At 70.5% G+C, this 25482-nt stretch carries 24 protein-coding genes and 1 tRNA gene; 8 read left to right on the forward strand and 17 right to left on the reverse strand.

The features are described from left to right. Window positions 1-104 precede the first annotated feature (104 nt). The 4 genes from mshC to ACFV6V_RS14570 form a co-directional block, all read right to left on the reverse strand. On the reverse strand, window positions 105-1334 hold the full coding sequence (mshC, locus tag ACFV6V_RS14555) for a cysteine--1-D-myo-inosityl 2-amino-2-deoxy-alpha-D-glucopyranoside ligase (RefSeq protein WP_385564055.1): 1230 nt from the start codon (window positions 1332-1334) through the stop codon (window positions 105-107). A 179-nt stretch (window positions 1335-1513) separates the two neighbouring features. Then, a complete protein-coding gene (locus ACFV6V_RS14560; RefSeq protein WP_385564058.1) occupies window positions 1514-2335 on the reverse strand; it encodes an SCO1664 family protein in 822 nt (273 codons plus the stop codon). Then, window positions 2299-2889 carry a DUF3090 domain-containing protein gene (locus ACFV6V_RS14565; protein WP_385564061.1) on the reverse strand — a complete coding sequence of 197 codons (591 nt, stop codon included), beginning with the start codon at window positions 2887-2889 and terminating at the stop codon, window positions 2299-2301. Before ACFV6V_RS14565 ends, ACFV6V_RS14560 begins: the two co-directional genes overlap by 37 nt. A gap of 60 nt (window positions 2890-2949) precedes the next feature. Beyond that, entirely contained in the window at window positions 2950-3645 is a 696-nt protein-coding gene (locus ACFV6V_RS14570) for a histidine phosphatase family protein (RefSeq protein WP_385564064.1), read from the reverse strand. A gap of 70 nt (window positions 3646-3715) precedes the next feature. Between ACFV6V_RS14570 and corA the strand changes: the two genes are divergently transcribed. Further along, the gene (corA, locus tag ACFV6V_RS14575; RefSeq protein ID WP_385564255.1) at window positions 3716-4708 is read left to right on the forward strand and encodes a magnesium/cobalt transporter CorA; all 993 of its coding nucleotides are present in this window, start codon (window positions 3716-3718) and stop codon (window positions 4706-4708) included. Window positions 4709-4747: 39 nt separating this feature from the next. Here corA and ACFV6V_RS14580 read toward each other — a convergent pair whose 3' ends face one another. Together ACFV6V_RS14580 and ACFV6V_RS14585 are read right to left on the reverse strand one after the other, a co-directional pair. Continuing rightward, the gene (locus ACFV6V_RS14580) at window positions 4748-5533 is read right to left on the reverse strand and encodes a ferritin-like domain-containing protein (RefSeq protein WP_385564067.1); all 786 of its coding nucleotides are present in this window, start codon (window positions 5531-5533) and stop codon (window positions 4748-4750) included. Window positions 5534-5808: 275 nt separating this feature from the next. After that, window positions 5809-6858 (reverse strand): LLM class F420-dependent oxidoreductase, encoded by a 1050-nt coding sequence (locus tag ACFV6V_RS14585; protein ID WP_385564069.1) that lies wholly within the window; start codon window positions 6856-6858, stop codon window positions 5809-5811. 125 nt (window positions 6859-6983) lie between these two features. Here ACFV6V_RS14585 and ACFV6V_RS14590 point away from each other — a divergent pair, with 125 nt between their 5' ends. Together ACFV6V_RS14590 and ACFV6V_RS14595 are read left to right on the forward strand one after the other, a co-directional pair. Further along, a complete protein-coding gene (locus ACFV6V_RS14590; RefSeq protein ID WP_385564072.1) occupies window positions 6984-7967 on the forward strand; it encodes an aldo/keto reductase in 984 nt (327 codons plus the stop codon). Next, complete coding sequence (locus ACFV6V_RS14595; RefSeq protein WP_385564074.1) at window positions 7964-10093, forward strand: helix-hairpin-helix domain-containing protein; 2130 nt, start codon at window positions 7964-7966, stop codon at window positions 10091-10093. The genes ACFV6V_RS14590 and ACFV6V_RS14595 overlap by 4 nt, the downstream gene beginning before the upstream one ends. Before the next feature lie 81 nt (window positions 10094-10174). Here the strand turns inward: ACFV6V_RS14595 and ACFV6V_RS14600 are convergent, their stop codons facing one another. Then, complete coding sequence (locus tag ACFV6V_RS14600) at window positions 10175-10846, reverse strand: hypothetical protein (RefSeq protein ID WP_385564077.1); 672 nt, start codon at window positions 10844-10846, stop codon at window positions 10175-10177. Between the two features lie 47 nt (window positions 10847-10893). Between ACFV6V_RS14600 and ACFV6V_RS14605 the strand changes: the two genes are divergently transcribed. Next, window positions 10894-11082, forward strand: coding sequence for a DUF5703 family protein (locus tag ACFV6V_RS14605; protein ID WP_175410115.1), 189 nt, complete (start codon window positions 10894-10896; stop codon window positions 11080-11082). A gap of 79 nt (window positions 11083-11161) precedes the next feature. Here ACFV6V_RS14605 and ACFV6V_RS14610 read toward each other — a convergent pair whose 3' ends face one another. The 3 genes from ACFV6V_RS14610 to ACFV6V_RS14620 form a co-directional block, all read right to left on the reverse strand. After that, window positions 11162-11938: a chaplin gene (locus tag ACFV6V_RS14610; protein WP_385564080.1), complete on the reverse strand. Its 777-nt coding sequence runs from the start codon at window positions 11936-11938 to the stop codon at window positions 11162-11164. 131 nt (window positions 11939-12069) lie between these two features. Continuing rightward, window positions 12070-12303, reverse strand: a complete 234-nt coding sequence (gene chpH, locus ACFV6V_RS14615) for a chaplin ChpH (protein ID WP_361286853.1) — start codon at window positions 12301-12303, stop codon at window positions 12070-12072. Between the two features lie 186 nt (window positions 12304-12489). Then, window positions 12490-13815, reverse strand: a complete 1326-nt coding sequence (locus tag ACFV6V_RS14620; protein ID WP_385564083.1) for a M20/M25/M40 family metallo-hydrolase — start codon at window positions 13813-13815, stop codon at window positions 12490-12492. A 190-nt stretch (window positions 13816-14005) separates the two neighbouring features. On the opposite strand from ACFV6V_RS14620, the gene ACFV6V_RS14625 reads away from it, so the two are divergent. Together ACFV6V_RS14625 and ACFV6V_RS14630 are read left to right on the forward strand one after the other, a co-directional pair. Continuing rightward, window positions 14006-14093 (forward strand) — tRNA-Leu (locus tag ACFV6V_RS14625). A gap of 105 nt (window positions 14094-14198) precedes the next feature. Continuing rightward, entirely contained in the window at window positions 14199-15107 is a 909-nt protein-coding gene (locus ACFV6V_RS14630) for an RluA family pseudouridine synthase (protein WP_385564086.1), read from the forward strand. 30 nt (window positions 15108-15137) lie between these two features. Here ACFV6V_RS14630 and ACFV6V_RS14635 read toward each other — a convergent pair whose 3' ends face one another. Further along, window positions 15138-16235 carry an S-(hydroxymethyl)mycothiol dehydrogenase gene (locus ACFV6V_RS14635; RefSeq protein WP_385564089.1) on the reverse strand — a complete coding sequence of 366 codons (1098 nt, stop codon included), beginning with the start codon at window positions 16233-16235 and terminating at the stop codon, window positions 15138-15140. A gap of 161 nt (window positions 16236-16396) precedes the next feature. Beyond that, window positions 16397-17860 (reverse strand): amino acid permease, encoded by a 1464-nt coding sequence (locus tag ACFV6V_RS14640; RefSeq protein WP_385564091.1) that lies wholly within the window; start codon window positions 17858-17860, stop codon window positions 16397-16399. A 357-nt stretch (window positions 17861-18217) separates the two neighbouring features. Between ACFV6V_RS14640 and ACFV6V_RS14645 the strand changes: the two genes are divergently transcribed. After that, complete coding sequence (locus ACFV6V_RS14645) at window positions 18218-18754, forward strand: gluconokinase (RefSeq protein ID WP_385564258.1); 537 nt, start codon at window positions 18218-18220, stop codon at window positions 18752-18754. 56 nt (window positions 18755-18810) lie between these two features. Here the strand turns inward: ACFV6V_RS14645 and ACFV6V_RS14650 are convergent, their stop codons facing one another. From ACFV6V_RS14650 to ACFV6V_RS14670, 5 genes are all read right to left on the reverse strand, one after another. Then, window positions 18811-19476, reverse strand: a complete 666-nt coding sequence (locus ACFV6V_RS14650; protein ID WP_385564093.1) for a cytochrome b/b6 domain-containing protein — start codon at window positions 19474-19476, stop codon at window positions 18811-18813. Further along, a complete protein-coding gene (locus ACFV6V_RS14655; protein WP_385564261.1) occupies window positions 19418-20137 on the reverse strand; it encodes a molybdopterin-dependent oxidoreductase in 720 nt (239 codons plus the stop codon). Before ACFV6V_RS14655 ends, ACFV6V_RS14650 begins: the two co-directional genes overlap by 59 nt. Before the next feature lie 116 nt (window positions 20138-20253). After that, entirely contained in the window at window positions 20254-21834 is a 1581-nt protein-coding gene (locus tag ACFV6V_RS14660; RefSeq protein WP_385564095.1) for an APC family permease, read from the reverse strand. A gap of 56 nt (window positions 21835-21890) precedes the next feature. After that, a complete protein-coding gene (locus tag ACFV6V_RS14665) occupies window positions 21891-22847 on the reverse strand; it encodes a hypothetical protein (protein ID WP_385564098.1) in 957 nt (318 codons plus the stop codon). 282 nt (window positions 22848-23129) lie between these two features. After that, on the reverse strand, window positions 23130-24785 hold the full coding sequence (locus ACFV6V_RS14670) for an FAD-binding dehydrogenase (RefSeq protein ID WP_385564101.1): 1656 nt from the start codon (window positions 24783-24785) through the stop codon (window positions 23130-23132). A 144-nt stretch (window positions 24786-24929) separates the two neighbouring features. Here ACFV6V_RS14670 and ACFV6V_RS14675 point away from each other — a divergent pair, with 144 nt between their 5' ends. Then, on the forward strand, window positions 24930-25481 hold the full coding sequence (locus tag ACFV6V_RS14675; RefSeq protein WP_385564104.1) for an NUDIX hydrolase: 552 nt from the start codon (window positions 24930-24932) through the stop codon (window positions 25479-25481). Window position 25482 lies beyond the last annotated feature (1 nt).

A 25482-nucleotide genomic window follows, 5' to 3' on the forward strand; every position in this document is an offset into this window, starting at 1 on the left:
GAAGGGACCCAGCGAAGGGACTGAGCGGGGCGGTGCCATACCGGCACCGCCCCGCTGTCGTGTCCTGCGTGCACCTGCGGTGTCGTGCAGGTCCTGTCCGGGGCCTAGAGAGCGACACCCAACAGGGCGTCCACGGCGCGCGACACGAGGCCGGGGGCACCCTCTTCCGTGCCGCCGTCGGTCTGCTGCCGCGCGGCCCAGCGGTCGACGGCGGCCAGTGCGGCAGGAGCGTCCAGGTCGTTGGCGAGGGCCTCGCGGATCTCCTCGACGAGGGCGTCGGCCGACGGTCCGTCGGGCCGCGAGACGGCGGCGCGCCAGCGGGCCAGGCGGCCCTCAGCGTCCTGGAGCACCTGGTCGGTCCACTCCCAGTCGGCGCGGTAGTGGTGGGACAGCAGCGCCAGCCGGATCGCGGCCGGGTCGGTCCCGTCACGGCGCAGCGTGGAGACGAACACCAGATTGCCCTTGGACTTCGACATCTTCTCGCCGTCCAGCGCCACCATCCCGGCGTGGACGTACGCCTTGGCGAACGGGTGCTCGCCGGTGAGGGCCTGGGCGTGCGAGGCGCCCATCTCGTGGTGCGGGAAGGCCAGATCGGAGCCGCCGCCCTGGACGTCGAAGCCCATGCCCAGGTGGTCGAGGGCGATGGCGACGCACTCGATGTGCCAGCCCGGACGTCCCTGTCCGAGGCTGCCCCCGTCCCAGCTCGGCTCGCCATCGCGGGCGGCCATCCAGAGCATGGGGTCGAGAGGGTTCTTCTTGCCGGGGCGCTCGGGGTCGCCGCCGCGCTCTGCGGACAGGGCCCGCATCACCTCGGCGTCGTAGCGGGAGACCTCCCCGAAATGCGGGTCGGACTCCACGGAGAAGTAGACGTCACCGTCCAGCTCGTACGCGGCACCGGCGTCGCGCAGCCGCTCCACGAGCGGGACGATCCCCGGTATCGCCTCGACGGCGCCGATGTAGTGCTTGGGGGGGAGCATCCGCAGCGCGGTCATGTCCTCCCGGAACAGCGAGGTCTCGCGCTCGGCGAGCGCCATCCAGTCCTCGTTGTCCCGCTTCGCGCGGTCGAGCAGGGGATCGTCGACGTCCGTGACGTTCTGGACGTAGTGGACCTGCCGCTTGGTGTCGAGCCACACGCGCTGAACGAGGTCGAACGCGTTGTAGGTCGCCGCGTGACCGATGTGGGTCGCGTCGTACGGGGTGATACCGCAGACGTAGATACGGGCGACGGGACCGGGGTCGAGGGTCACCGGACCCCTGGTCGACGTGTCGTGGATCCGGAGGTCGCGGCCCTTGCCGGGCAGGGCGGGGACCTCAGAAGCGGGCCAGGCATGCATGCCATGAGCGTAACCGGATGCGGCTTCCGGATACGAACCGGATATCGGCTCTTGGCTGGTTGGGCACTCTTGCGCGGTTCGGTGAGCTGGCGATATGGCGCCGGTCGCGGATACGGTACCGAACGGCCATACCGGTGGCGGGCGGGGCCGTATCGGTGGCCGGACCGCCCCGGACGGGGTCAGACGGGCGGCCAGGGGATGGCGGGCCAGGTCCCGGACGGTTCCGGGTGGTGTCCGTCTGCCAGCAGAGCGGCCACCCGCGACCGGACGGCCGTCACCTCGGCGGCCGTGAGCAGCTTCGCCAGCCGGTCCGCGAGGCACGAACCGTCACTGAGTGCCGTGGCGAGCGCCCCGAGAACCTCCCTGGTGTCCGCTGTGAGTGGCTCCCCCGCCCAGCCCCAGAGCAGGGTGCGGAGCTTGTCCTCCACGTTGAAGGTGACGCCGTGATCGATCGCGTACAGGCGGCCGTCCGCCGTCGGAAGCAGATGACCACCCTTGCGGTCACCGTTGTTGATCACCGCGTCGAGCACGGCGAGCCGCCGCAGCCGGGGATCGTCGGCGTGTACGAGCAGCGCGGTGCGGCCCTCCCCCACATCGGCGAGCCCGACCGCCTTCCAGCCGTCGCCCGGCTCGTCCGTGTCGACCAGGGCGAGCAGCCCGTCGGCGGACGGATCCGCCTCGATCCAGAGCTGGACCATGCCCTCGCCGTACGGGCCGTCCCTCAGCGCGGTCGGCGGCACAAGACCCCACCCGGTCGCCTCGGAGATCTCGTACGCCGCGACCTCGCGCTGCGCGAGTGTCCCGTCGGGGAAGTCCCACAGGGGCCGCTCACCAGCGACCGGCTTGTAGACGCAGTGCGCCTCCTCGCCGTCGTAGGCGACGGTGCAGAACAGCACCGCGTTGGACGCCTCGCGAACCCGCCCCTTCACCGTCAGCTCACCTTTGGTGAGCAGCTCGAGGGCGGTCACGCTCCGCGACGGTATCCGTTCTGGCGCGGACATACGTGTCCCTCCGGGTCGAGCGGCAGGCTGCACAGGGGGCATGGCGGCCGCCCCGCGTTCACGACGTCCAGGGCGCGCTTGGCGAAGGCCCTCGCCTGCACCCCGCTCAGCCGGACGCGCAGCATCGGCGGTCCGTTCTCCTCGTCCTGCAGCAGCCGTTCCTCGGCCTCGGCGAGGTCCTCCTCGGAGTCCGCGTCGAGCTCGACGAGCGCCTGCGCCTCGACAATCATGCGCTCTTCCTCGCCGTCCCAGGCCAGCGCCATCGTGCCGACCCTGAACTCCTCCTCCACCGGGGCGTCGAGCGGTGCGGTGTCGGCGACGTCCGTGGGGGCCATGGCCGGCACGGGGGCGTTGCCCCCGGTGCGCCGCACCACTTCGTCGAGCAACTCGTCGATCCGCTCGGCGAGCGCCGCGACCTGGGTCTTCTCCAGGGCGACGCTGGTGGTGCGTCCGCCCGCGGACGCCTGGAGGAAGAAGGTGCGGCGTCCAGGCAGCCCGACCGTACCGGCCACGAAGCGGTCCGGCGGGTCGTAGAGGAATACCTGACGGGACACGTCCTGTCTCCCTTGAGAATCAGCGGGCTTTCGGCCCGTCCACCCTACTGCGCCAACCGATCACCGTGCGCCCGCACCGCCCCCGACCACGGCGGCTCCGTCCTGTGCCTCCGCCGTGTGCTTCGCGGGCGCCAGCGAGCCGAAGTCCCCTGTGTCTCCGAGCCGGAGCAGAAAGGGGCGGGTGCGCGTGTAGCGGATGGCCGTCACGGAACACGGTTCGACATGGATCCGCTGGAAGAGGTCGAGGTGCATGCCGAGGGCGTCCGCCACGAGGGACTTGATGACGTCGCCGTGCGAGCACATCAGATAGACCACGTCTTCGCCGTGTTCCTGCGCCAGACGTGAGTTCCAGTCGCGTACGGCGTCCACGGCACGTGCCTGCATGGCGCGCATCGACTCGCCACCGGGGAACGCCGCCGCGGAGGGATGCTGCTGGACGACCTGCATCAGGGGCTCGTCGGCCAGCTCCGCGAGCTTGCGGCCCGACCAGTCGCCGTAGTGGCACTCGCCGATCCGCTCGTCGGTGTGCAGCGGCAGTCCCGGTCGCGCGTCCAGCAGCGGCTGGAGGGTCTCCAGACAGCGCTGGAGCGGGCTGGTGACCACGGCGGCGAGCGCCACGGGGGCGAGGCGTCCGGGCAGCGCGGCGGCCTGCAGCCCACCACGCTCGTCGAGGCCGACTCCGGGCGTCCAGCCGGCGAGCACCCCCGCGGTGTTGGCGGTGGAGCGTCCGTGGCGTACGAGGATCAACGTGGCCATGCCGGTCAGCGTAATGCCGATGGGGCGGCGGGGAGCCGTCCAGGTGCGGGCGGGCACCAGGCGCGGAAGAATGCGCGCCGTGATCGTGGATTGCGCCATCTACCGGGAGGGCCGCCGCACCAAGGGTCCCGATGATCTGTCCGATGCCCTCGCCGAGGCCCGGGCGAGCGGGGACGCCTTCCTGTGGATCGGGCTCCACGAGCCGACGGCGGCGGAGTTCGACCGCGTCAGCAGCGAGTTCGGACTGCACGCGCTGGCCGTGGAGGACGCGCTCAGCGCGCATCAGCGGCCCAAGCTGGAGGTGTACGACGATTCGCTGTTCGTGGTCCTCAAGCCGCTGAAGTACGACGCCGAGACCGACACCGTTTCCGCCGATGAGGTGATGGTCTTCATCGGGGACTCGTTCGTGGTCACGGTGCGGCACGGGGAGAGCGCGCCGCTCCACTCCGTACGGATGCGTCTGGAGGCCTCTCCGGACGTGCTCAGACACGGTCCGACCGCAGTGCTCTACGCCGTCTGCGACGCGATCGTGGACCACTACATCGAGGTCGCGAGCGAGCTCCAGATCGACATGGAGGGCCTGGAGGCGGAGGTCTTCGCGCCCGACGGGGGCGGCTCCCGGAACACCGCGGCGAGGATCTACACCTTCAAGCGCCAGGTGCTGGAGTTCCGCCGGGCGACCGGACCGCTGGCTGCGCCGGTGGAACGGCTCACGAACGCGACGGTCCCCTTCGTCCACGAACACGCCCAGCCGTTCTTCCGTGATGTGAGCGACCATCTGATGCGGGTCAACGAACAGGTGGAGGGGCTCGACCGGCTGCTGTCGGACATCCTGGCGGCGCACCTCGCGCAGATGGGCGTCCGGCAGAACGACGACGTGCGGAAGATCTCGGCCTGGGCCGCCATGGTCGCCGTACCGACGATGGTCGCGGGGATCTACGGGATGAACTTCGAGCACATGCCCGAGCTGGGCTGGACTTGGGGGTATCCGGCGGTCCTGCTGCTGATGGCGGCTGTGGTGTACGGGCTGTACCGGATGTTCAAGCGTCGCGGATGGCTGTGATGCGGGTGGGGCGGCACCGGTGTGCCCGGTTCACGGTGATCAGAGGACGGGAGCCGTCGTCGCCGGGCCGCCGAGGGCATTGCGCCGTTCGGGCATCTTCAGGCTGACCATGCGCCGCCAGCCTCCGGCGCGCTCATAGGCGTACATCGCGTGGATGCCCGCGGCGAGAGCCGCCGACTTGGCCTTCGGCCAGCGCAGCAGCCTGCCCATATGGGACATGACGGCGAGGCTGACGTCCCGGTAGACGGTGATCTCGGTGAGGGCGCACTCGTGCAGGGTGCGCTGGATCGCACGCCCGTGCCCGGCGTAGGCGAGGCGGAGCAACTCTTCGTGGCAGTAGGCCAGGTGGTTGTCCTCGTCATGACAGATCTGCCGGATGGCCCTGCCGACCTCGGGGTGATCGCCGAAGTACCTCACCAGCATGTCCATCTGGTCGGCCGCGCGCTGCTCCGTGACCCGGCTGTGGGAGAGATAGACGATGATGTCCCGCTCGCTCAGCCGCTGGTCCTGGCGGAGCTTGTCGTGGGCGAGGCCGATGCCCTGACGCTCCAGGAGCATGGTGTAGTCCGTCTCGGGCGGGACGTCGACCGGATCGAGCCCACGCTTCTTCAGCAGCCCGTTGAAGATCCGCCCGTGCTTGTCCTCGTCCGCGCCGTGCCGGATGATCTTCGGCGCGAGCTCGCACATGGAGTCGGGCACCAGTGCCGCGATCCTGCCGTTCTCCCAGCCGCCCTGCGTCTCGCCACTGGCCGCGATCGAGCAGAAGAGCTGGTAGGAGTCATCACTGTCGAGGATTTCCTGGAACAGGCTTCGGGCCGAGAGCATCACTGCCACCTCCAGTCGGACACCCGCAAAGAACGAGTCAAGTGCGGACCGGCCGGTCAGGCAACCGAGGGAGCGGAGAACTCAGCCAAAAGAAGGAGCGCGCGAAGCGTGTGGGGGGCACCGGAGAGCCCGCATCCACGCGGCTGCCCCTGGCGCCGTGACCCGCGGACGCCCGACGCGTTAGACGCCATGACGGCCGTGGCGGGGATGACCCCCGAGCCCCCACCACGGCCGCAGGCATGTCGCATGCGCCGGATCACGCGTCTCAGGCCGGATCAGGCGAGCCCGGAGCGCTCCAGGGCATCGGTGCCGGCCCGCAGGGCGGCGAGCCGCTCGTCCAGGGTGAAGCCCGCCGGGGCAAGCGTCAGCGTGGTGACCCCGGCCGCGGCGTAGGCCTGCATCCGCTCGGCGATCCGCTCCACGGGGCCGAGCAGCGCCGTCGAGTCGACCAGCTCGTGCGGCACCGCCGCGGCTGCGCCGTTCTTGTCCCCGGAGAGGTACTTCTCCTGGATCTCCGCGGCTTCCTTCTCATAGCCCATGCGCTGGGCGAGCTGGTTGTAGAAGTTCTGCTTCCGGCTGCCCATGCCGCCGACGTACAGCGCGGTGTACGGACGGAACATGTCCGCGAGGCCCCTGACGTCGTCACCGAGGGCGAGCGGGAGGGTCGGGCAGACGTCGAAGCCCTCCATGGTCTTGCCGGCCTTCTCGCGGCCCGCGCGGATGTGGCGGATCGCGGTGTCCTCGATGTGCTCGGCGGCCGCGAAGAGCAGCAGGGCGCCTTCGGCGATCTCACCGGTCTGCTCGAGGTTCTTGGGCCCGATGGCGGCGATGTAGACCGGGATCTGCTCGCGCTGGGGGTGCACGGTCAGCTTGATGGGCTTGCCCGGGCCACCCGGCAGCGGAAGGGTCCAGTGCTCGCCCTCGTAGCTGAGGCGCTCGCGGGTCAGGGCCTTGCGGACGATCTCGACGTACTCACGGGTGCGGGCGAGCGGCTTGTCGAACTTCACCCCGTACCAGCCCTCGGAGACCTGCGGCCCCGAGACGCCGAGGCCGAGGCGGAAACGCCCTCCGGAGAGGGTGTCGAGGGTGGCCGCGGTCATGGCGGTCATCGTGGGCTGGCGGGCGGGGATCTGGAAGATCGCGGAGCCGATGTCGATGCTCTCGGTGTGAGCGGCGACCCAGGCCAGGACGGTCGGGGCGTCGGAGCCGTACGCCTCGGCGGCCCAGCAGACGTCGTAACCGAGGCGGTCCGCCTCCTGCGCGACGGCGAGGTTGTCGCCGTCCATGCCGGCGCCCCAGTAGCCAAGATTGATGCCGAGCCGCATACCGCTCCCCTTACCGATGAGTAACGTCTTTCTTCGCGGACTCTAGCGCGACGGTCCCGGGTTCGTCAGGAGTGACTTATCCACAGGGTGGATTCGGGTGGAGCCCTGGCCAGTAATCTCGCCGCATGGAGCAGAGGCATCTCGGCCGTACCGGCCTGCGTGTGTCCCGGATCGGGCTCGGCACCCTCACCTGGGGGCGCGGCACCGACGAGCACGACGCCGCTGAGCAGGTGAAGGCCTTCTGGGAGGCGGGCGGCACGCTGGTCGACACGGCCGATGTGTACGGCGGCGGGGAGGCCGAGTATCTGCTCGGGCGGCTCATGGAACGGCTGGTGCCACGTCGTGATCTGGTCATCGCGACGAAGGCGGGAAGCGTGCTGGAGCCGGACCGCAGGTTCGACTGCTCGCGCGGCCATCTACTGGCTGCCCTGGACGCGTCGCTGGACCGCCTCGGCACGGACCACGTCGATCTCTGGCAGATCCATGCCTTCGATCCGCTGACCCCCTTGGAAGAGACCCTCCAGGCCCTTGACCTCGCCGTGAGCAGCGGACGCGCGCGATACGCGGGTGTGTCGAACTTCTGCGGCTGGCAGCTGTCGAAGGCGGCCACGTGGCAGCTCGCCGCTCCGGGCATACGGACGCGGCTGGCGAGCACGCAGATGGAGTACTCGCTGCTGCAGCGCGGGGTCGAGCGCGAGGTGCTCCCGGCGGCGCTGGACCTGGGTGTGGGGCTGCTGCCGTCGTCCCCGCTGGGGCGCGGGGTGCTCACGGGCAAGTACCGGGCGGCGACGCCGGCGGACTCGCGCGGGGCGTCGGAGACGATGGCGGGGTTCGTCGAGCCCTATCTCGACGACACGGCGAGCCGCATCGTCGACGCGGTGGCGACGGCGGCGGACGGCCTGGCGACCACCCCGCTCGAAGTGGCGCTCGCCTGGGTGCGCGACCGCCCCGGAGTGGTGGCGCCCATCGTCGGGGCACGCACGGCGAAGCAGCTCGAGGCGGCGTTGTCAGTGGAGGGCCTTAGTCTGCCTGACGAAATCTGCCAGGCGCTCGACGACGTGTCGGCGCCCGTGCACCGCTATCCCGACCAGGACTGGAGCACGCTGTGACTGCGCAACCCGGGGCGAACCCCGGCCCCCCGGAGGACGAGCACGAGGACGCCGCCGTCCCCGACGGCGTGGACACCGGGGAGGCAGCCGGGAAGCTCCCGTCCGCGGAGAGCGGGCAGGACGGCGGGGGCGGGCTCTCCGAGACGGAGACCGAGCTGGCGGCGCAGCGGGAGCTGAGGGCCAAGATCGAGCGGCGCAAGGCGGAGAAGGCCGGCCCCGTCGAGGCGGGGGCGAAGCTGAGCGGAACGGCCGCCGACCTGCTGGCGGCGGTGCGGGCGGTGGAGAGCGGACAGAAGCCGGGGAGCGCGCTGTTCGAGCAGCCCACCGCGCCGAGGCCGCCGGCCGCCTCGTCCATGCCGCAGCCGGAGCGGCCACGGGAGCCGGAGCGCGAGCCTCGGCAGGCCGACCCCGCGGTGGTGGCCGCGGTGCTGGAGGTGCTCGTGTCGGGCGGTGCCCCCGAGGGACTCGCGGAGCGGGTCGCCGGGGTGCTCGGGGAGCGGGCCGCACAGGTGCTGCGTGACGATCCCTGGCGGCTGCTGGGCGTGCCGGGTGTCCGGCCGGAGCAGGCCGACGGTTTCGCCAGGGCCCTGCTCGGTGCCGCGTGCGAACCGGGCGATACGCGGCGTGCGGTGGGTCTGGTGACCTGGCTGCTGGAGCAGGCCGCGCAACAGGGCCACACCGCGCTGGAGGCGTCCGCCGTGCACGAGGCGCTCGGTGCGCGCTCCATGCCGGACCCCGGGGAGGCGCTCGAGCAGGTCATCGCCGAAGGCGCCGTTCTGGTCTTCCATGACGGGCTGGAAGAAGACGGCTACGAGGAGGACGAAGGGGCCCCGGAGGGGGCAGGCGGAGCCGGGGAGGCGGAGCAGGTCGCAGACGCGGGGAAGGATCGGCCGGATGTGCCGGTCCTCGTGGGTCTTGACCGCTACGCCCTCGCGGAGGAGAGCCTTGCCGACGGTATGGCCCGCCTGGTGCGGACGGGTCCGGGCGACGTCTGGGAAGGGCCCGAGCTGGTGCGGGCGGCCGCCGGCCATGGGCTGATCGTGCACACGGGCGGCGAGGCGGCGCGCACCGAGGCCCTGGCGCTGATCGAGGCGGCCCGCGGGCACGGGCTGCGTGCGGTGATCGCGACCCACGGCGAGAACGGCCGCCGGCGGCTGGCTGACGGCGACGAGGCGGTCACCGTGCGGGGGTTGCTCTCCGGTGCCCAGGGTCCCGGCCGGGACGAGGACGGCAGCCTCGCCCTCGACGTGCTGGCCGTGCTGGACGCGCCACAGCTCGATGTCGAGAGCGCCGCGATGCTGGTGGAGTCCCTCTCCGACGGCAGCCGACTGGTGCTGAGCGGTGACCCCGGAGTGCTGGGCTCGGCGGGTGCGGGGCGGGTGTTCGCCGATGTGCTGGCGGCCCGGGTGTGTCCGCAGATCGCCTCCCGGGTGCCCGACCCCGGCCCGATCGGTGAGTTGGTCTCGGGCATCGGGATCGGTGAGCTGAACCAGGTGGCGGCGCCGGGCAAGGAGGTCGTGATCGTCCCGGTCAGGGACGCCGCCGAGGCCGTGCACCGTACGGTCCAGCTGGTCGCGGACTCGGTACCGCGGGCGATCGGCGTCCCGTCGGACCGGACCCAGGTGATCACGGTCGGCCACGGCGGCTCGGCGGGCACCCGCGCGCTCAACGCGGCACTCAAGGAACGGCTCAATCCCGGCCCTGGTCGCTTCGGGGGCTTCGATCCGGGTGACCGGGTGGCGTATGTCCCGGGTCCCGGGCGGACCCTGTGCGGCACGGTCGTTTCGGCGGATGCGGAGGGTCTGCGTATCGACTGCGAGGGGACGCCCGTAATCGTCCCGAGGCAGCAGCTCGGAGCGGCGCTGCGGCACGGCTGGGCGCTCACGGCACACCAGGCTGCGGGGAGCCGCTGGCCGGCCGCTGTCGTGGTGCTCCCGGGAGACGCCGCACAGGGCCTGAGCCGTCCCTGGGTCTACACCGCCTTCAGCCGCGGTGAGCAGCACCTCTCGGTGGTCCACGGTGTGGAGCAGGCCCTGGCGCACGCGGTCGCCCATGTCCCGGCCCAGGCCCGCACGACCCGTCTGCGCACCCTGCTGGAGGGGCTGCTGGCCGCGCCGGACGCATAGGCCACATGCCCCCGGTCAGCGGACCGCCCCGCCGGACAGAGGCTCGGCCGGGCGGTCCGGGACGAAGCGGGCTCGGGCCGGTCAGGTGTCCGCCGTGTCCAGGTCGCCGTCGAGGTCCTCGTCGAGATCGTCCTCGTCGAAGACCGCGCTGACGTCGAAGCGGCATACCACCCGCTCGGGATCAGCCTGGTCGAACGGCGTGCTCAGCCATTCCCCCGGCTCTGGGAGGTCGTCCAGCGCGGAGACCCACAGTGTGGAGTCTCCTTCCTCGAGGCCGAACTCCTTGTGCCGGGACGCGATTTCATCCGCTTCGTACTCACCGAAGAGCACGCCGAGCGCGGCGTGCACGCTGGTGCCCACCATGGCCGCCGTACGGTCCGGGGTGTCGTCCTGGTCCACATCGGCGATGCGCTGGGCCTGGGCGAGCAGTCGCTGCGGGTGGGCCACGGCGTAGTCACGCCGGATGAGCACGCTCAGGGCGTTTGGCTCTTCGGGACCGGCGTAGGGCGGAAGGGAGTCATCCGCTCCGGGAATCTCGAAGGGGGTGACTTCGTCATAGCGGTCATACAGGCGTTCGTCATAGGCCTCGGCTGCCGCGGCGAGAGCGTTGAAGGCGTCGTATACCGCCGGGTCGTCCTCTCCCGTGCGGCGTTCGACCGCTTCGAGGTGACGGTCCAGCGCGGCTTTGACCGCCTCGGCGGCGGCGCGAACCTCGGCAGCTGTGGGCTGCGCAGGAGCGGATTCATCAGACATAGGGAAGACGCTATCCGTACCGGGGCTCTGCCCGCACAATAGATGCGATGCCGGAATACGAATTTGTCGACGTGTATGTGCCGCGCGGGGTCTCTCGCAAGGAGGCGACCCGTCTGCTGACCGACCATGCCGAGTACGGACACTGGGAGTTGGACCGACTGAGTCTCCGCCGGGATGGCAGCCGCAAGGTGCGGCTGCGCCGGCGCATCATCCGTCAGGTTCGCGCCACCTGGTGAGTCCCTGCCGCAGGAAAAGACGGATCGGGCCCGCTGCTGCGGGCCCGATCCGTTTTCACGCCGCTGGGTAACGCCACGATCACGCTGAGGCGCGGGCCTTGCGGTAGAGGATCGCACCGCCGAGCAGTGCGGCGCCCGCGGGGAGCACGAAGCCGAGCGAGCCCGCACCGGTGTGCGCGAGCTGGTCCGTGGCCCTGGGCGGGGTGACGGTGTTGGTACCCGGTGTGTTCGGGGTGTTCGGGACGGTCGGCTCCTCCGGCGTTCCGGGCTGACCCGGCTCACCAGGTTCTCCCGGCTCTCCCGGCTCTCCCGGCTCTCCCGGCTCACCAGGTTCCCCCGGCTCACCAGGTTCTCCCGGCTCCCCGGGCTCACCAGGTTCTCCCGGCTCACCAGGCTCACCAGGTTCCCCGGGCTCTCCCGGTACGCCGGTGCCCTCGCCGTTGCGGCAGCCATTGCCGACGGCCGCGTTGCCGAGGCCGATGACCGTCACGCTGTTCCCGCACGCATTCACGGGAACGTCGACAGGGACCTGGACCGTGTTTCCGGATCCGACTCCCGGCGAGTTCGTGGTCCCGCCATCGGCGTGGGCTCCGCTGCCGCCCTCACCCGAGCCGTTGGCGCAGCGGTTTCCGAACGCGGGGTTCAGCAGCCCGACGACATTGACGGTGTTACCGCAGACATTGACCGGGACGTGCACCGGCACCTGGACCGCGTTTCCGGAGAGGACCCCCGGTGAATTCGACGCACTGCCGTGGGCATCAGCGCCACCGTGCGCCTGTGCGTAGCCACCGCTCAGGGCGAGCATTCCGCCCGCGGCAGCCATGGTGATCAGGCCTTTTCGCGTGACCTGTCGCATAGGTAGTTCCCTGCCTTCTGACTTCCGGAACACCCCCGGGCGCTGTCGCCCGGAGGCGGAATGTCAACGGCCCCGGAGCACGCGGCGCGCACTCCGGGGCCGCCGGACTCCTCAGGAGTCGAGGTGCAACGTCACGCGTTCTGGCAGTAGTTGCCGAAGGCCGGGTTCAGCAGCCCGATCACGGAGACCGTGTTGCCGCAGACGTTCACCGGAACGTGGATCGGAGCCTGGATGACATTGCCGGACAGCACGCCCGGGGACTGCACGGCAGCGCCCTGAGCACCGGAGTCGGCGACGGCCATCCCCGCACCCGCGAGAACCAGACCACCGGTGGCAGCCGCAGCAGCGACGACCTTCTTGATCATTACTTCCTCCTTATTGGCAATGCGATCCCAGCCGCGGACCGCACACCTTGTAACGAGGGGGAAGTAATGGAGCTACTAGCGTATGGTCCCATTCACTCTTTTCAGTCAAGTACGTACGCACGGCCGAATACGGGAATGATGGAAACCCCGGCGGCTCAGTGCGGTCCACATGCCCGGTACAGCCCGTCAGCTCGCATCGAGGAATCGGTCGAGCACCCGGACGCCGAACTTCAGCCCCTCGACCGGCACACGCTCGTCCACCCCGTGGAACATCCCGGCGAAGTCCAGCTCGGGCGGCAGCTTCAGCGGCGCGAAACCGAAGCAGCGAATCCCGAGATCGTCGAAGGACTTGGCATCGGTGCCTCCGGAGAGCATGTACGGCACGGCCCGCGCGATGGGGTCCTCGGCCTTCAGCGCCGACTGCATCGCGTCCACGAGATCGCCGTCGAAGCTGGTCTCCATCGCCCTGTCCGCGTGCACGTCCTCGCGCTTCACCCGAGGCCCGAGCAGCCGGTCGAGATCGGTCAGGAACTCCTCCTCGTACCCCGGCAGGAAGCGCCCGTCGACATGCGCGGTGGCCTGCCCCGGGATCACGTTCACCTTGTAGCCGGCGCCGAGCATGGTGGGCGCCGCCGAGTTGCGCAGCGTCGCGCCGATCATCTTGGCGATCCCGCCCAGCTTGGCGAGGGTGGCGTCCATGTCCTCCGGGTCGAGCGGGGTACCGAGCGCGTCGGACAGCTCGTCCAGGAAGGACCGTACGGTCTTGGTGACGCGCACCGGCCAGGTGTGCCGTCCGAGCCTGCCGACCGCCTCGCACAGCTCGGTGATGGCGTTGTCGCTGTTGGTCATCGAGCCGTGCCCCGCGGTGCCTTCGACGGTGAGCCGCATCCAGTGCATGCCCTTCTGAGCCGTCTCGACCAGATAGAGCCGCAGGTTCTCGTTCACGGTGAAGGAGAAGCCCCCGACCTCGCCGATCGCCTCCGTCACGCCTTCGAAGAGGTCCGGATGCTTGTCGACGAGGTAGCGCGCCCCGTAGAGGCCTCCGGCCTCCTCGTCGGCGAGGAAGGCCAGGACCACGTCACGCGGGGGCTTGCGGCCGCTGCGCAGCCGGTCCCGTACGACCGCGAGGGTCATCGCGTCCATGTCCTTCATGTCCACCGCGCCCCGGCCCCAGACGCAGCCGTCGGCGATCTCCCCGGAGAACGGGTGGTGGGTCCAGTCGTCCGCGTTGGCCGGCACGACGTCGGTGTGGCCGTGGATCAGCAGGGCGGGCCGGGACGGATCCTCGCCCTCGATGCGCGCCACGGTGGAGGCCCGCCCCTTGTGGGACTCGATGATCTTCGGCTCCAGGCCGACCTCGGCGAGCTTCTCCGCGACGTACTCAGCGGCTGCCCGCTCCCCCGGGCCCGAGTGGTCGCCGTAGTTGCTGGTGTCGATCCTGATCAGATCGCGACAGAGGTCGACGACCTCGTCCTCGCCGGCGATCGTCCGGCCGGTGCTCGACTCGCTCACGCTGTTTCCTCCCGCTGTCGCTCGGTGGTCCCTCACATCCTCCCGCGCCCTGCGCCCGCGCCCCAAGAGCGCCCGCGTACCGGCACACGCTCACCCCCGGGCCGGCCGCCGGGGGCGTGATCGAGCACCCTCGAATGTTTGCTATGGTTTTCCACGTCGGAACGGCCGCAGGCCGCAAGACAGACACCTTGTCCGGGTGGCGGAATGGCAGACGCGCTAGCTTGAGGTGCTAGTGCCCTTTATCGGGCGTGGGGGTTCAAGTCCCCCCTCGGACACCAGCGAGGACCCCTGTTGATCAGGGGTTTTCTGCTTTTCTGGGCCTTCTGGCGAGCTACTGGGCACTGAGTGCGGGAGCTGTGGGACGCAGACGACGGACGGTGCCGGTGGCACCGCTGCCACAGCGGGACGGGATCGACCCCGTGCGCATCCGGCTGCCCGCCGACCCGGATGGGGCCTGGCCCACCCTGCGGGAGCATCTCGTCGCGCGGTTCGGCGCGGCGATCGGCGCCGCGAAGGTGGAGGCGATGCTGCGCGAGGGGCGGTTCGTCTCGGCGGACGGTCCCGTCGCCGCGGACGAGCCGTACACCGCGGGCCGTCATCTGTGGTTCCACCGGGACTTCGCGACCGAGGAGCGGGTGCCGTTCGAGGTGGGGATCGTGTACCGGGACGAGCGCCTGGTGATCGCCGACAAACCGCACTTCCTCGCCACCACTCCGCGCGGTCGGCACATCACCGAGACCGCGCTCGCCCGGCTGCGGCGGGACCTGGGGCTGGCACGCTTGCAGCCCGCCCACCGGCTCGACCGGCTGACGGCGGGTCTCGTGCTGTTCGTGGTGCGTCCCGAGGACCGCGGGGCGTACCAGACGCTGTTCCGGCAGCGGCTGGTGCGCAAGGAATACGAGGCGGTGGCGCCGTACGACCCCGGGGTCGCGCTTCCGGTCACGGTCCGCAGCCGGATCGAGAAGGAACGGGGGGTGCTGGCGGCCCGCGAGGTACCCGGCGAGCCGAACAGCGAGAGCCGTGTCGAGCTGCTGGAGCACCGCGGCGGGCTCGGCCGGTACCGGCTTGTGCCGGTGACCGGCCGGACCCACCAGCTGCGGGTGCACATGAACCGGCTGGGGCTCCCCATCCTGCACGACCCCGTGTATCCGGTGGTGCGCGACGAGGAGCCCGGGGGCGGGACGGATTACTCCCTGCCGTTGCAGTTGCTCGCGCGGTCGCTGGAGTTCGTCGATCCGCTCACGGGACGGGAGTGCCGCTTCGAGAGCAGGCTGACCCTCGCAGCCTGGTGAGGGCCCACCAGGTCACATCCTGGGCTACGGCTACAGCACCACCACGGACCGCAGCACATCGCCCTCGTGCATCCGGTCGAAGGCCTTCTCGATGTCGCCCAGGCCGATCGTCTCGGTGACGAAGGCACCCAGGTCGATACGGCCCTGCCGGTGCAGGTCGATGAGCATGGGGAAGTCGCGCGACGGCAGACAGTCCCCGTACCAGGAGGACTTGAGCGCGCCACCGCGGCCGAACACGTCCAGGAGCGGGAGTTCGAGCTTCATCTCCGGGGTGGGCACGCCGACGAGGACGACGGTGCCGGCCAGGTCCCTGGCGTAGAAGGCCTGGCGGTAGGTCTCGGGGTTGCCGACGGCCTCGATGACCACATCGGCACCGAAGCCGCCGGTGAGCTCGCGTACGGCCTCGACGGGGTCGGTGGTACGGGAGTTGACGGTGTGGGTGGCGCCCATGGAGCGGGCGGTCTCCAGCTTCCGGTCGTCGATGTCGACGGCGATGATGCGGGCGGCTCCCGCGAGCCGGGAACCCACGATGGCCGCGTCGCCGACGCCGCCGCAGCCGATGACGGCCACGGAGTCGCCACGGCCGACGTTTCCTGTGTTGATCGCGGCGCCGATGCCGGCCATGACTCCGCAGCCCAGCAGCCCGGCCACGGCGGGGCTGACCTCGGGGTCCACCTTGGTGCACTGGCCGGCTGCGACCAGGGTCTTCTCGGCGAAGGCACCGATACCGAGCGCCGGGGAGAGCTCCGTCCCCGCCTGCGGTCCGCTCGCCAGCGTCATCTTCTGGCGGGCGTTGTGGGTGTCGAAGCAGTACCAGGGCTTGCCGCGCAGGCAGGCGCGGCAGCGGCCGCATACGGCGCGCCAGTTGAGGATCACGAAGTCGCCGGGGGCGACGTCGGTGACACCCGGTCCGGTCGACTCCACGATGCCCGCGGCCTCATGGCCGAGCAGGAAGGGGAAGTCGTCGCTGATGCCGCCCTGTTTGTAGTGGAGGTCGGTGTGGCAGACCCCGCAAGCCTGGATCTTCACCACGGCCTCGCCGGGCCCCGGGTCGGGGATGGTGATCTCCATGACCTGGACGGGCTCGTTCCTGCCTGGGGCGACGACCCCCTTGACCTGCTGCGGCATTGCGGTGCTTCCCTTCCTCGGGATCCTCGGGACAGGTGCGTACTGCATGTGTACCGCATCACCATGCTCGGGGAGGCGCCAACGGCGAGGCCCCCCGACGGATCTTCCGTCGGGGGGCCCGAGCGTGCGGGGGCTTGTGGATGCCCCTCGGCCTGCTGACCTCAGCGCTTGGTCTGGCCCGCGGCGATCCTGCTGACCTTGCCACGCACCAGGTACCAGCCGCCGACGAGCGTGAGCGCGATCAGCGGGACGAGGTTGACCGTGGTGCGGCTGATGCCGCCGTCCATCCACATCAGGACCAGCACGGAGGCGAGGAACACCAGTGTGATCAGCTGGGTGTACGGAGCCCAGGGCAGCCGGTAACCCGGGCGGGTGACCCGGCCGTCCTTGGAGCGGTGCCAGAACAGCAGGGAGCAGAGCATGATCATGCCCCAGGTGCCGATGATGCCGATCGAGGCGAAGTTGAGCACCAGCTCGAAGGCCTCACCGGGCATGACGTAGTTCAGGAGCACGCCGGCGACGCCGAAGCCCGCGGTGAGCAGGATGCCGCCGTAGGGGACGCCGCCCTTGTTCATCACGCCGGTGAACTTGGGCGCGGAGCCCGAGAGCGACATGGAGCGCAGGATGCGGCCGGTGGAGTAGAGGCCGGAGTTCAGGCTGGACAGGGCGGCGGTGAGCACCACGAGGTTCATCGCATGGGCACCACCCGGGATGCCGAGCTTGTTGAAGACGGTGACGAACGGGCTCTGGTCTCCGGAGTACGCGGTGTACGGCAGCAGCAGGGCGAGCAGCACGACGGAGCCGACGTAGAACAGGCCGACGCGCCACATGATCGAGTTGATCGCCTTCGGCATGATCTTCTCGGGGTTCTCGGTCTCACCGGCGGCGACGCCGCAGAGCTCGACGGAGGCGTAGGCGAAGACGACGCCCTGGATGAGCAGCAGCATCGGCATCATGCCGTTGGGGAAGATCCCGCCGTTGTCCGTGATGGTGGCGAGGCCCGGGGTGTGGCCGCCGACCTCGTGCTGGGTCGCGACCAGATAGATGCCGACGAGCATGAAGACCACCAGCGCGGCGACCTTGATGATCGCGAACCAGAACTCCATCTCGCCGAAGTACTTCACCGAGATGAGGTTGGCGGCGAGCACCACGGCGAGCGCGATCAGGGCGAGCACCCACTGCGGGACGTCGCTGAACATCGCCCAGAAGTGGGCGTAGGTGGCCGCGGCCGTGATGTCCGCCACAGCGGTCGTCGACCAGTTGAGGAAGTACAGCCAGCCGGCCGTGTAGGCACCCTTCTCCCCCATGAACTCACGGGCGTACGAGACGAACGCACCGGAGGACGGCCGGTAGAGGACGAGCTCGCCGAGCGCGCGCACGACGAAGAAGGCGAAGACACCGCAGACCGCGTACGCGATGAAGAGCGAGGGGCCGGCGTTGGCCATCCGGCCACCGGCACCCAGGAAGAGGCCCGTACCGATGGCGCCGCCGATGGCGATCATGTTGATGTGGCGTGACTTGAGGTCCTTGCGGTACCCGGCGTCACCGGCGTCCACATGGGGAGTGCCCGTGGCAGGGGTCCCGGCGACGGACGTTTCGGCCGCAGTCATAGTGCGGTCACTCATAGAGCTGTTCGCCTTCGTGAGGGGGTGTGCGGTACCCGGTCGTCCACCGGGCGGCCTTCGCGGTGGAGAAGGTCGGTCACCGCAACAAGGCATGAGGGCGCAGAGGGCCCGAGACCACATAGTCACGGCAACCCTGGGATTTTGGCAGTGGTGAAGCTCACTAAGGTATAAATCTGAGGTTTTTCAGAGGTTTCGACAAGCGATGCAAGGTGTTCAAGAAGTTCCGCTGTGCACCCGATATCAAGGGTCGAGATCCGCGTCGCCTTCGCGAACGGCCTCGGCGACGTGACGAGGACGGCATCGGACGATGACGGCTTCAGCAGCCGGGTTCGTGTCGATGGAGACAGCGAGGCACCGATGAGCAATGCTCCCGTCGTCGTGGTGATGGGTGTGGCGGGGACCGGGAAGACCACGATCGGTCCCCTGGTCGCCGCACGCCTGGGCGTTCCGTACGCGGAAGGCGACGACTTCCATCCGCAGGCCAATATCGCCAAGATGTCGGCCGGGCTCCCGCTGGATGACGCGGACCGCCGGCCCTGGCTCGACGCGATCGGCCGCTGGGCGGCCGGCCGGGCGGGCAGGGGCGGGGTGGTCTCCTGCTCGGCGCTGCGGCGGAGCTACCGGGACCGGCTGCGCGCGGCGGCCCCCGGGGTGGTGTTCCTCCACCTCAGCGGAGACCGCGCGCTCATCGAACGGCGCATGGCCGAGCGTGCGGGGCACTTCATGCCGACCGCGCTGCTCGACTCCCAGTTCGCGACCCTGGAGCCGCTCGAGCAGGACGAGTCCGGTGTCACCGTCGATGTGACCGGCTCTCCCGGCGACATCACCGGTCGGGCCGTCGCGGCGCTGCAACCGACCGGGGGCTTCGAAGGGCGTGGGACCGGGGCCGGGTGACGCTCTCGGACCCGGTCAGGGCCTGAGGGATCACCACGCGGGACCCGCCCCGGGAGTCAGTCCCTGTCGGGGTCCCATAGCGGGTGTTCCCGCCTGGCCCAGGGGCGCTCGACCGACCCCGTGCGCATACCGCGGCGCGCCTCCGGGTCGGCGACGGCCATGCCGATGTGCCCGGCGATGACGATGCCGACCGTGAGCGCCAGCCAGTCGTGGACGAAGGTCGCGCTGGTCCGCCACACCAGTGGCGTGAGGTGTGTGAACCACATCAGCAACCCGGTGCCGAGCATCACCAGCACCGCACCCGCGATCCAGGCGGCGAAGATCTTCTGCCCGGCGTTGAACTTGCCCGCAGGACGGTGCGCGGGGCCGTGCAGCCGGCGCCGCACGGCGGCCAGCCACTGCCGGTCGTGCCGCCCGAAGCGGTTGAGCCGCCCCAGGTCGGCCCGGAACGCACGCGAGGCGAGACCGAGCAGGAACGGCACCGGCAGCAGCAGTCCGGACCACTCGTGCAGGGTCACCACGAGGTAGCGGCGACCGACGAGTTCGGCGAGCTCGGGAAGGTACAGACAGGCCGCGGTGGCCACGCACAGCAGCATCAGGACGGCCGTGGCACGGTGGACCCAGCGCTCGGCGCGGCTGAACCTGCGTGCCTTCGGGTCCTTCTCAGACGGTGGGTGCGTCGTCCCGGCCGTTGGACCGGCCGACCCAGGCGTCGACGTCATAGCCCCGCTCCTCCCAGTAGCCGGGCTGCACCTTGGAGGTCAGCGAGATTCCGGACAGCCATTTCGCGGACTTGTAGAAGTACATGGGTGCGACGAAGAGGCGCACCGGGCCGCCGTGTGAGTGGCTGAGCGGCTCGTCCTGCATCCGCAGGCAGACCAGGACATCGGAGCGGCGCGCCTGGTCCAGCGTGAGGCTCTCGCTGTACGTGCCGTCGAAGCAGGTGAAACGGATCGCCCGGGCCTCGGGCCGCACCCCGGCCGCGTCGAGCAGCGCGGAAAGTGTCACGCCCTCGAAGGCCGTGCGGGGCACCCGCCAGCCGGTGACGCACTGGACGTCGCGCTCTACACGGGTCTGCGGCATGGCCCGGAGCGCGTCGAGGGTGTAGGTCGACGGCCGCTCGACCAGTCCGTCGACGGTGAGACGGTAGTCAGCCGCACCCTTGTGCGGTACGGAGGAGGCGACCGAGTAATAGCGGAAGCCGCCGCCGTTGGGGAGCAGACCTGTGAGCTTGGTGGGGTCCTTGTCCGCGATCGAGCCGAGGACGGACTCGAGGCCCCGCTGGAGGTACGGGGCGGTGGCCACGCCTGCGGCGCCGAGGCCGAGCACGGAGAGCAGGAGGCGCCGCCCGAGGGGCGTGCCCTGACCGTCCTGGTCCGGGATGGGGGTCGGGTCCGGGTCCGACGTGAGATCCGGGCCGGGGTTCGGGTCGTTCACATGGCGATTCGAACACCCGCGGTCACGGGAATCCAGTGACCGCGGGCGTTTGTCAGACTTCCTTAAGAATCGGCACTAGGCTCCCCGCGCTCCGCGGCCCGCTCGAGCTGGAAGGCCTCGTTGCCCAGGCCGATGCGCGCGTGCACCTCGGGGCGTACGGTCCTGAGCACCACGCCGTAGAGCAGACCGGCGACCAGTGCGAGGCCGATGATCCCCGGCAGGATCCAGTTGAGCGAAGAGCCGGGTCCGGCACCGATCAGCACGTCGAAGTCCTTCACCGTGTAGACCGCGATCCCCACGAGGGCCAGGCCCGCGAGCGCGGAGGCAGTGAGCCGCCATGCCTGCGCCCGCGCGGCGCCGCGCCGCGCGAAGAACGCGATCACGGCGAAGGAGGCGGCGGCCATGAGCAGGATGACACCCAGCGCGCCGACGTTGCCCATCCAGGTGAACAGACGCAGCACGGGAGTGGTCGGATCGCCTGCGGGAAGTCCGTCACCCGCGGCGAAGGCGATGACGACGAGGACCGAGACGGCCGACTGGAGCAGGGATCCGGTGGCGGGGGCGCCACTCGCCGAACTCGTACGGCCGAAGGCGGCGGGCAGCAGCCCCTCGCGGCCCATGGCGAAGGCGTACCGGGCCACCACGTTGTGGAAGCTCAGGAGTGCCGCGAACATGCCGGTGACGAAGAGGACGTGGAGCACATCGGTGAAGGTGCCGCCGAGCCGGGTCTCGGTGAGCGAGAAGAGCAGCCCCGGCCCCTGCTCGGCCGCCGCTTCGACGACCGCGCCGGGTCCGGTGGCCACCGTGAGCGCCCAGGCACCGAGCGCCAGGAACAGGGCCACGAATCCCACGGCCAGGAACATCACCCGCGAGACGATCACCTGGGGCCGGCTGGTCTCCTCCGCGTACACGGGGGACTGCTCGAAGCCGATGAACGCCGCGATGCAGAAGCACAGCGCGGTGCCGAGCCCCGCCCCGGCGAGGGTGCCGGGGTCGAAGGCGGCGAACGAAACCCCCTCGGGGCCCGGGTCGGTGAGCGCGGCGACATCGAAGATCACGACGAGAGTGCACTCGATGACGAGGAGTACGCCGAGGGCCCTGGCGTTGAGGTCGATCTTGAGCCAGCCCAGTACGGCGACGAGGGCGGCGGCGGCCAGGGCGGGTATCCACCAGGCGACCGTCAGGTCGAGATGCGTGGCCATCAGGCCGGAGATCTCGAAGCCGAGGATGCCGTAGATGCCGACCTGCATGGCGCTGTACGCGACCAGGGCGACGTAGGAGGCCCCGGCGCCCGCGGTGGGGCCGAGGCCGCGGGCTATGTACGCGTAAAAGGCGCCGGCGTTGTGCACATGGCGGCTCATCTCGGCGTATCCGACCCCGAACAGCATCAGGACGACGCCGAGGATGACATAGAGCAGCGGCTGGCCAAGCATGCCCATGACACCGAACGCGGTGGGCATGACCCCGGCGACGACCATCAGCGGAGCGCTGGCCGCGAGTACCGAGAGCAGCAGGCCGGCGGTGCCGAGCCGGTCGGCGCGCAGGGCGCGGTCCTGCCCCTTGTAGGTGTTGATCTCACTGGACTCACTGGACGCGGCGCTCGTGGAGGTGGCGGCGCGCGTATGCGAAGTGCCCGGCGACATGGCGGTTTCGGCCTCTCAGGTCGGAGTCGGAGCAGTCAGAGGGGTCATTCGGTCGGTCAGACGGTGCCGAGCGCGGCTCTGCGCGCGGCCTGGAACGCATGGTGCGGATCCTGGTCCGGGTACGACCAGGGAGCGGGAGTGGCGTGCGAGCCGATCCGGTGGAAGAGCGCGGCGGCCTCCGCGGGCCGGCCCTCGCAGAACTTGGCGTGGGCGAGGAAGTTGAGGTCGACGCGGTTGCGTGGGTGGTCCTCGCGTTCCCACTCGAGCCACCAGTCGAAGGCGGCCTTCATGACCTGCCGGGCGCGGCGGCCGGTCCAGTGCCCCGAGGTCAGCGGGTCGGCGGACTCACTGCCACTGGCGGCCAGCACCCGGTAGCGCTCGGCGTGGGCGACGACCGGAAGGATGGCCAACGGGGAGTCGGCCGGGGCCTGTTCGGCGGCCCAGGCAGCGAAGTCGTACACCTCGTGGAGCGGGTCCTGGCCTGCGTCGGGGTGGCGTTCGGCGAGCCGGGCGGCCATCAGATGGTGGGCGTGGTGGTGCTCGGGGTACCGGGCCCGGACCTCGTCGAAAAGGCGCACCACCTCGCCCTCGGTGCCGAGACTGCGGGCGAGCACCAGTAACGCCAGCCAGGGGCTCGGGTCTTCAGGAGCGAGTCCGGCGGCGGTCAGGCAGGCCGTACGCGCCTGATCCGGGTGTTCCGTACGGCGCAGGGCCGCGCTGACGGACGCGCTGGCGAGCAGCGCGGCGGCGTCGGGGCTGCCGGGCTCCGCCAGCAGCCATTCGCGCGCCCAGGCGGCGGCCGACGGGGCATCACCGAGCGCCAGGAGACGGTGTCCTCTGCGATCCCAGTCGTCCCTGGTCGCGGCCAGCAGCGAGCGCGCGGCTGTCCACCGGCCCTGGGCCAGCTTGGTGCGGGTGGCGATGAGCTCAAGGTCGCCGAGTGCCGGGTCGAAGGCGGGCCCGGTGCGCGCACCGCGACGTCGGGCACGTCCGAGCGGCGGAGGTGGGGGCATCCGCTGGGCTTCCTTCTGCGTGTGATGAGCGCTTCACGTGATGAACGCGGGATGTGAGCGAACGGTCGCGCACAGCAAAGCGGTAGGCAAGGCTCCGCGTCAAGGGCGGCCCGGCAGATGAGCAACACACGTGTGGATATGGCTGGTTGAACCCGGATCCCGGTCAGACCCGCACCGCGCAAGCACCCACCTCGTCAGGCGCGCGTCGTGGGCATCCGCCTCCCCGGTCGCGCGCGCCGCGGGCTCCCATCCCGTCAGCGCGTGCCACCGGTGTCCGCCCCCTCAGCCGACCGCCTTCGCCGCCGCCCGCCCCGCCGCCCGCCCCGAGAAGATGCAGCCGCCCAGGAAGGTGCCCTCGAGCGCGCGGTAACCGTGCACCCCGCCGCCGCCGAAGCCGGCCGCCTCCCCCGCGGCGTACATCCCGGGCAGGGGCTCCCCGTCCGCGGTGAGCACCCGCGACGACAGGTCGGTCTCAAGGCCGCCCAGCGACTTGCGGGTGAGGATGTTCAGCCGTACGGCGATGAGCGGCCCGGCGGCCGGGTCGAGTATGCGGTGCGGTGCGGCGGTGCGGATGAGCTTGTCGCCGAGGTATTTGCGGGCGCCGTGGATCGCCGTCACCTGGAGGTCCTTGGTGAAGGGGTTGGCGATCTCCCGGTCGCGTGCGGTGATCTCGCGGCGCAGCCGGTCCTCGTCGATGAGCGGTTCCTTGGTGAGCGCGTTCATTCCGCGCACCAGGGCGCCGAGGTCCTTCTCGACCACGAAGTCCACACCGTTGTCCATGAACGCCTTGACCGGGCCCGGCACTTCGGCGCGGGCACGCCCGATGACCCCGCGCACCGACTTGCCGGTGAGGTCGGGGTTCTGCTCGGAGCCGGACAGGGCGAACTCCTTGCCGATGATCCGCTGGTCAAGGACGAACCAGGTGTGGTCATGGCCGGTGCCCATGATGTGTTCCAGCGTTCCGAGCGTGTCGAAGCCGGGGAAGAGGGGAACGGGGAGCCGATTTCCGCGTGCGTCCAGCCAGAGCGAGGAGGGCCCGGGCAGAATGCGGATGCCGTGCCGCGCCCAGATGGGGTTCCAGTTCTCGATGCCCTCCGTGTAGTGCCACATCCGGTCGCGGTTGATGTGGCTGGCTCCGGCGGACTCGGCGATTCCGAGCATCAGCCCGTCGACGTGCGCGGGCACACCGGACAGCAGCTTGGCGGGCGGCGCGCCGAGCCGTTCGGGCCACTGGGCGCGTACCAGGTCGTGGTTGCCTCCGATGCCGCCGGAGGTGACGATCACGGCCTGGGCGCGCAGTTCGAAGGAGCCGGTGACCTCCCGGCTGCTCGCCTCCCCTCGCGCCACCGCGGACGGCTCCAGGATCTCCCCGGTGACGGTGTCCACGCTGCCGTCCGAGCGGCCGAGCCCGGTCACCCGGTGCCTGAAGCGCAGATCGACCAGACCGCGTGCGGCGCCCGCCCTGACCCGTCGCTCGAACGGCTCGACCAGTCCGGGCCCGGTCCCCCAGGTGATGTGGAAGCGCGGCACCGAGTTGCCGTGCCCGATCGCCCCGTAGCCGCCCCGCTCCGCCCAGCCGACCACCGGGAAGAACCGCACTCCCTGGGCGTGCAGCCAGGACCGCTTCTCGCCGGCGGCGAAGTCGGTGTACGCCTCGGCCCAGCGCCGCGGCCACAGATCCTCGTCACGGTCGAAACCCGCCGTGCCCAGCCAGTCCTGGAGGGCGAGTGCGTGGCTGTCCTTGATGCGCATACGGCGCTGCTCGGGGGAGTCCACGAGGAACAGTCCGCCGAAGGACCAGTGCGCCTGTCCGCCGACGGACTGCTCGGGCTCCTGGTCGAGCAGGATCACGCGGCGGCCCGCGTCCACGAGCTCGGCGGTGGCCACGAGGCCCGAGAGCCCTGCCCCGATCACGATGACATCGGCGTCGTACGCCATGGGTTGGGACCCTCTCGGAGCGGGCGCCTGCGGCGCGGACCTCTGCGGTGGCTCCGATCTTCGGTACGCGCGGGTAACTCGTCAACAGTCCGGGACGAACCGGCTGGGACGAACCGGCATCGGGCTGCTGATTGGATGGACGGTATGAGAGACGACACCGACGGCGCTCCGAGCCCTTCCGAGGAGATCCTGGACATCGTCGATGAGCATGACAAGGTCATCGGCCGGGCCGCGCGGGGCGAGGCGTACGCGCGCGGTCTGCGTCACCGTTGTGTGTTCGTCCAGGCCAGGGACGCACAGGGCCGGATCTTCGTGCATCGTCGGACGGCGACGAAGCTGGTCTTCCCCTCGCTGTACGACATGTTCGTCGGTGGTGTCGTCGGCGCGGGCGAGTCGTACGACGACGCGGCGCTGCGTGAGGCCCAGGAGGAGCTGGGCGTCAGTGGACTCCCGCGTCCGGTCCCGCTCTTCAGGTTCCTGTACGAGGCCTCCGCCACCGGCCGGGACGGGATCCGGCAGACGTGGTGGTCGGCCGTGTACGAGGTGCCGTGCCTGCTCCCGGTGCGTCCGCAGGCCGAGGAGGTCGCCTGGTACGACTTCCTGCCGCAGCAGGAGCTGGACGCCCGGCTGGGCACCTGGGCGTGGGTACCGGACGGCCTGGCCGCCTACGAACGCCTGCGCGCCTACCGCGGGTAGG

This window comes from Streptomyces sp. NPDC059828 (assembly GCF_042731955.1).
Classification (GTDB): domain Bacteria; phylum Actinomycetota; class Actinomycetes; order Streptomycetales; family Streptomycetaceae; genus Streptomyces.

What these genes read in the sequence shown, in the direction of transcription:
- mshC (WP_385564055.1), bottom strand. Translation starts at nt 1,334, where the DNA reads ATGCATGCCTGGCCCGCTTCTGAGGTCCCCGCCCTGCCCGGCAAGGGC.
- ACFV6V_RS14560 (WP_385564058.1), bottom strand. Translation starts at nt 2,335, where the DNA reads ATGTCCGCGCCAGAACGGATACCGTCGCGGAGCGTGACCGCCCTCGAG.
- ACFV6V_RS14570 (WP_385564064.1), bottom strand. Translation starts at nt 3,645, where the DNA reads ATGGCCACGTTGATCCTCGTACGCCACGGACGCTCCACCGCCAACACC.
- corA (WP_385564255.1), top strand. Translation starts at nt 3,716, where the DNA reads ATGCGCGCCGTGATCGTGGATTGCGCCATCTACCGGGAGGGCCGCCGC.
- ACFV6V_RS14580 (WP_385564067.1), bottom strand. Translation starts at nt 5,533, where the DNA reads ATGCTCTCGGCCCGAAGCCTGTTCCAGGAAATCCTCGACAGTGATGAC.
- ACFV6V_RS14585 (WP_385564069.1), bottom strand. Translation starts at nt 6,858, where the DNA reads ATGCGGCTCGGCATCAATCTTGGCTACTGGGGCGCCGGCATGGACGGC.
- ACFV6V_RS14590 (WP_385564072.1), top strand. Translation starts at nt 6,984, where the DNA reads ATGGAGCAGAGGCATCTCGGCCGTACCGGCCTGCGTGTGTCCCGGATC.
- ACFV6V_RS14600 (WP_385564077.1), bottom strand. Translation starts at nt 10,846, where the DNA reads ATGTCTGATGAATCCGCTCCTGCGCAGCCCACAGCTGCCGAGGTTCGC.
- ACFV6V_RS14605 (WP_175410115.1), top strand. Translation starts at nt 10,894, where the DNA reads ATGCCGGAATACGAATTTGTCGACGTGTATGTGCCGCGCGGGGTCTCT.
- ACFV6V_RS14610 (WP_385564080.1), bottom strand. Translation starts at nt 11,938, where the DNA reads ATGCGACAGGTCACGCGAAAAGGCCTGATCACCATGGCTGCCGCGGGC.
- chpH (WP_361286853.1), bottom strand. Translation starts at nt 12,303, where the DNA reads ATGATCAAGAAGGTCGTCGCTGCTGCGGCTGCCACCGGTGGTCTGGTT.
- ACFV6V_RS14635 (WP_385564089.1), bottom strand. Translation starts at nt 16,235, where the DNA reads ATGCCGCAGCAGGTCAAGGGGGTCGTCGCCCCAGGCAGGAACGAGCCC.
- ACFV6V_RS14640 (WP_385564091.1), bottom strand. Translation starts at nt 17,860, where the DNA reads ATGAGTGACCGCACTATGACTGCGGCCGAAACGTCCGTCGCCGGGACC.
- ACFV6V_RS14645 (WP_385564258.1), top strand. Translation starts at nt 18,218, where the DNA reads ATGAGCAATGCTCCCGTCGTCGTGGTGATGGGTGTGGCGGGGACCGGG.
- ACFV6V_RS14650 (WP_385564093.1), bottom strand. Translation starts at nt 19,476, where the DNA reads ATGACGTCGACGCCTGGGTCGGCCGGTCCAACGGCCGGGACGACGCAC.
- ACFV6V_RS14660 (WP_385564095.1), bottom strand. Translation starts at nt 21,834, where the DNA reads ATGTCGCCGGGCACTTCGCATACGCGCGCCGCCACCTCCACGAGCGCC.
- ACFV6V_RS14665 (WP_385564098.1), bottom strand. Translation starts at nt 22,847, where the DNA reads ATGCCCCCACCTCCGCCGCTCGGACGTGCCCGACGTCGCGGTGCGCGC.
- ACFV6V_RS14670 (WP_385564101.1), bottom strand. Translation starts at nt 24,785, where the DNA reads ATGGCGTACGACGCCGATGTCATCGTGATCGGGGCAGGGCTCTCGGGC.
- ACFV6V_RS14675 (WP_385564104.1), top strand. Translation starts at nt 24,930, where the DNA reads ATGAGAGACGACACCGACGGCGCTCCGAGCCCTTCCGAGGAGATCCTG.